The following is a 4,788-nucleotide window of genomic DNA, read 5'->3' on the forward strand; positions in this document are numbered from 1 at the left end:
GATCCGGCTCCGCGCCCTCGACGAGCAGGTCCGCCCGACCGCGTCTCGCGACGGAATCCGCCAACCGGGCGGCCTGTAGGGCGAGTTGGGTCTGCCGTTCGACGGCCGGAGCCGTCACGTGCACTGCCATGCGGCGGAGCGTAGCGATCACCCGGGAGGCGGAGGTTGTGCGGAGATGAACGTTTCCCGCTTCCCCTCCGTCTCACCGGGGCCGCTCCTCACCCGTCCAGGGCGACCTGGATCAGGGTCGGCGGCGTCTGCCGGCCGACGAGGACGCCGCGGCCGGGCGGGCGCTGGGCCGCGCGCTCGCTGCCGAGCACCGCGCCCTCGCGCGGATCGCCGGACAGGACGAGGCCGGCGGTACCCAACTCCTTCACCCGCGTGAGCAATTGCTCGGACATCGAGCCGCGGGCGGTGCCTGCGACCCGGCGGGCCACCACCAGGTGCAGGCCGATCTCACGGGCCTGCGGCAGGAAGTCCATCAGCGGATTGAGCGGTGACGTACGGCCATTGGCGACCAAGTCGTAGTCGTCGACCACCACGTAGAACTCCGGGCCCGTCCACCAGTCGCGCTTGCGCAGCTGCTCCATGGTCACGTTCGCCGGGGGCAGCCGTTCGGTGAGCTTGGCGACGACCTGTTCGACGTAGACCTGGGCGGCGTTGGCGTCGCCGATGTAGGCGCCGATGTACTCCTCGTCCACCGCGCCCATCAGGGCCCGCCGGTAGTCGACGACGATGAAGCGCGCCTCGAAGGCGGAGCGCCGGGCCGCCAGGCCCTTCATCCAGCCGCGCAGGAAGGTGGACTTGCCGCAGCCCGCGTCGCCGAAGACCAGGAAGTGCGGGTCCGCGTCGGTGAGGTCCACCCGCACCGGGGCGAGGTCGGCCTCGGCGATGCCGACCGGCACGCCCGGGGTGGTGTCGTCCTCGCGGATCCGGCCGGCCAGGTCGGCACTGGTGAGCCGCTCGGGCAGCATCCGGATCGGCGGGGCGACGTCACCGGACCAGGAGGCCGCGAGCTTGCCGATCGCCTCCTCCTGCGCGTCCGCGAGTCCGTCGGTGGTGTCCCTGCCGTCGAGACGGGGCAGGGCGACCTGGAACTGGACTCCGGGCGGGGCCATGCCGCGGCCGGGTGCGGAGAGCCCGAAGGCGCGGGCCGCACGACGGTTGATCTCCGAGTCGCCCGGGTCGTTGAGGCGCAGTTCGAGCCGGGCCGAGATGGCGTCGCGCAGCGCCGTGCGGATGTCCGCCCAGCGGCCCGCGGTCAGCACCAGATGGACGGCGACGCCGAGGCCGCGGCCGGCGATGTCCAGGAGGATCGCGTCGATGCCCTCCATCTCGCCGCGCACCGCACCCCAGTTGTCGATCACCAGGAAGACGTCGGCCGTCCGCATGCCCTTGGGCAGCCGGTCGGTGTTGCGCAGCCGCCGGAACTCGTCGGCGGAGTCGATGCCGAGGTGGCGGAAGAGCCGCTCCCGCTCGGCGATCAGCTGGCGCACCTCGGCCAGCGCGCGCCGGGCGCGGGCCGGGTCGTGCCGGCCGGCCACCCCGCTGACGTGCGGGGCCCGTTCGAAGGGCTGGAGCGAGCCGCCGCCGTAGTCCAGGCAGAGGAACTGCGCCTCGGCGGGGGTGTGGGTGAGCATCGTGGAGAGCATCAGGGTGCGCAGGAAGGTGCTCTTGCCGGACTGCGGGGCGCCGACCACCGCGAGGTGACCGGCCTTGGCGAAGTCGGGTACCAGCGGCTGCTGGAGCTGCTGGAGCGGTACGTCCAGGACGCCGACCGGGGTGCGCAGGGCGCCCTTGTGCGACCACCAGTCGGCGGTCATCCCCCGCTCCGGGCGGACCACGACCGGTCCGGTGAGGTCGTCCAGGGCCAGCGCGGCCGGCAGCGGCGGCAGCCACACCTGGTGGGCCAACTGACCGGCTGTACCGAGCCGTTCGACGATGACCTGCATCTCGCTCGGACCCTCCAGCATGGGCCGCACCCGCTCGCGCTCCTCCTCCGGCTGCGCGTCGGGGTCGGGCGGCAGCCGCAGCGCGTAGTGCACGGGGTCGGTGGGCGGCGGTCCGGCGGCGAGGGCGCGCTGTTCGTCCGACAGGTGGGTGCCGGAGACATGGGCGACGCGGAAGCGTTCCAGGACCGTCTCGGCGACCTTGAGGTAGGCGGAGCCGGGGATCGGCGGCAGCCGGTAGGCGTCCGGGGTGCCGATGACGACCCGGGACTCGGCCGCGGAGAAGGTGCGCAGGCAGATCCGGTAGGAGAGGTTGGCCTCCAGGCCACGCAGCCGCCCCTCCTCCAGGCGCTGGGTGGCGAGCAGCAGATGGATGCCCAGGGAGCGGCCGACCCGGCCGATCTGGACGAACAGCTCGATGAAGTCGGGCCGGTTGGCGAGCAGTTCGCCGAACTCGTCCACGATGACCAGCAGGTACGGCAGCGGTTCCAGCGGGCGCCCGTCGGGGCCGGTGGCGCCTGCCGCCCGGCGCAGCTGGTACTCGCGGACGTTGTCGATGTTGCCGGCGTCGCGGAGCATCTTCTGCCGCCGCTGCTGTTCGCCGACGAGGGCGTCCTTGACCCGGTCGACCAGGGCGACCTCGTCCACCAGGTTGGTGATCAGGCCTGCCACGTGCGGGAGGTCGGTGACGCCGGCGAAGGTCGCGCCGCCCTTGAAGTCGACCAGGACCAGGCTGAGCAGTTCCGGCGAGTGGGTCATGGTCAGGCCGGTGACCAGGGTGCGCAGCAGCTCGCTCTTGCCGGAACCGGTGGCGCCGACGACCAGGCCGTGCGGGCCCATGCCGCCCTGCGCGGACTCCTTGAGGTCCAGGACGAGTTGCTGGCCGCCGCTGTCGAACCCGATCGGCATGCGCAGCACCTCCTCGTCCTGCGCGTCGACCCACAGCGACTCGGGGCTGAAGTTCTCCAGGTCGGAGATGCCCAGCATGCTGGGCAGTGACATGGTCTGGGCGAGGATCTCCTCGCCCTCCACGGACAGCCTGAGCGGGGCCAACGCCCGGGCGACGGCCTCGCACAACGGCAGTTCCGCGCGGGCCGCGACGGCCGACTCGACCGCGGAGCGGGCGTCGGCGCGGCGGCCTTCCACGGTGACGGCGCCCTGTGCGTCGAGGCGCACCCGGACGTCGGCCCGGGTGGGCTCGTCGTTCTCCTGTTCCACCAGGCAGATCACGGTGAGCGCGCTCTGCGGGCCGGCCGCGGCGAGGAGTTCGGCGGCGAGCGGCGAGCGGGCCCAGGCCGCCCGCGGCAGGTAGCGGTCGAGGACGACGACCAGGCGGCGCCGGGTGTCGGGACCGTCCCGGTCGGTCAGGGACAGCCGCCGGGACGGCTGCTGCGCGGCCGCCTCCAGGGCTTGCTGGAGATGGTCGGCGATGCCTTCGAAGTCCTCGGCGACCAGCGGTACCACGCCGGCCTCGCCGGTGGTGTCGGGTTCATGGGTGTGCGGCAGCCACTTGGCCCAGTTCCAGTCCTCGCCGCCGGTGGCGATGGCAATGCCGACATCGTCCGGGGCGTGCAGTACGGCGATCTGGCAGAGCAGGGCGCGCACCGCCGCGCGGGCCACCTTGGGCGGCCCGAGCACGCTGACCACACCCGCCTTCGCCAGATCCAGCACGGCGGGCTGGTCGCCGACCACGGACATCGAGTCGACCAGCCGGTCCGCCGCCGTCTTGGCGCGTGGGTCGTACTCCACCGTCGGGTCGTTGCGGGTGGACATCCGAATCGGCGTCGACAGCGGCGCGTTGCCCGTCCCCACGGACACCTTGAGGAAGTCGGCGTCGGTCACCCGGCGTTCCCACACCCTGCGGCGCTGGGCCGCGATCGCCCACAGCCGGCGCGGCGAGGGGAACTGCCAGGCGGCGACGGTGCGCTGGCTCTCCGCCACCTGGCGGGCGGTCCGCCGCACCTCGACCAGGTGGTCCAGGTAGCGGTCGCGGGCGCGCAGCTTCTGCTTGCGGGCCTGTCCGCGCATCTGCATCCGCACGCCGACGGTGACGCCGATGGACATCACGACGAACGCGATGCCGAGCAGGACCAGCATCCGCCGGCCGCCGGACATCAGATAGGCGGCCATGCTGATGCTGGAGAGCAGCGGCATGAGCAGCATCAGCCAGCTGGCGTTGCTGTCCTTGCCGACCGGCTGCGGCGGCGCGGAGAGCACCACCGGATCGGTGGGCAGCGCGGGCGGTACGACCCTGGCGGGCCGGTGGAAGATGACCCGGGACATCAGTTCTCCTCGTCGGTCGGGCTCGCGATCAGGGCCGTCGCCGGGGGCGGCGCTCGGGGAAGCGCGGTACGACGGGGGACTTCTCCTTCTCGTTCTTCTCACCGTTCAGCCCGGCCAGGATGTCCTGCAGGCCGCCGGTGATCCCCGACATGACCTCGGCGCGCTGCTCGGTGACGGTGTCGTGCGCGCTGTCGATGGCCTGGATGACGAGCCGGACCAGCCGCTCCGAGTTGTCGGGGTCGATCACCGACGGGTCGATCCGCAGGTCCACGACCCGGCTCTCGGCCGAGACGGTCGCGCTGACCATGCCGTCCGTGCTGTGGCCCGTGGCCTCGATGTTCCGCAGGTCCAGCTGCGCCTCGGCCACCGTGCCCTGCATCCGCCGGGCACGGTTCGCGAGCGCGGAGAAGTCGACCTGCTCATACTCGGGCATGCGAGCATCTGCCTTTCCGGGGGCCGTTGTTCACTCGGAGGGTCCGCTCAGGGGTCCCACTCGGGGGTTTCACTGGGAGATACGGATCCGAGGTCCGAACGGGTCTGTGTCAATTCCTCGACG

General features: G+C 72.4%; 2 protein-coding genes. Both read right to left on the reverse strand.

Annotation, left to right across the window (positions count from 1 at the left end; all coding sequences use genetic code 11):
- Window positions 1-218: 218 nt before the first annotated feature.
- A complete protein-coding gene (gene eccCa, locus ABT137_RS38290; RefSeq protein WP_351716035.1) occupies window positions 219-4,232 on the reverse strand; it encodes a type VII secretion protein EccCa in 4,014 nt (1,337 codons plus the stop codon).
- A 28-nt stretch (window positions 4,233-4,260) separates the two neighbouring features.
- Window positions 4,261-4,665, reverse strand: a complete 405-nt coding sequence (locus tag ABT137_RS38295) for a YbaB/EbfC family nucleoid-associated protein (protein ID WP_351716037.1) — start codon at window positions 4,663-4,665, stop codon at window positions 4,261-4,263.
- Between the last annotated feature and the right edge of the window lie 123 nt (window positions 4,666-4,788).

It is taken from the genome of Streptomyces sp. NPDC001980 (genome assembly GCF_040296885.1).
Classification (GTDB): Bacteria; Actinomycetota; Actinomycetes; order Streptomycetales; family Streptomycetaceae; genus Streptomyces.

Excerpts from the sequence above, each read along its gene's own strand:
- eccCa (WP_351716035.1), bottom strand. The coding sequence starts at position 4,232 with ATGTCCCGGGTCATCTTCCACCGGCCCGCCAGGGTCGTACCGCCCGCG.
- ABT137_RS38295 (WP_351716037.1), bottom strand. The coding sequence starts at position 4,665 with ATGCCCGAGTATGAGCAGGTCGACTTCTCCGCGCTCGCGAACCGTGCC.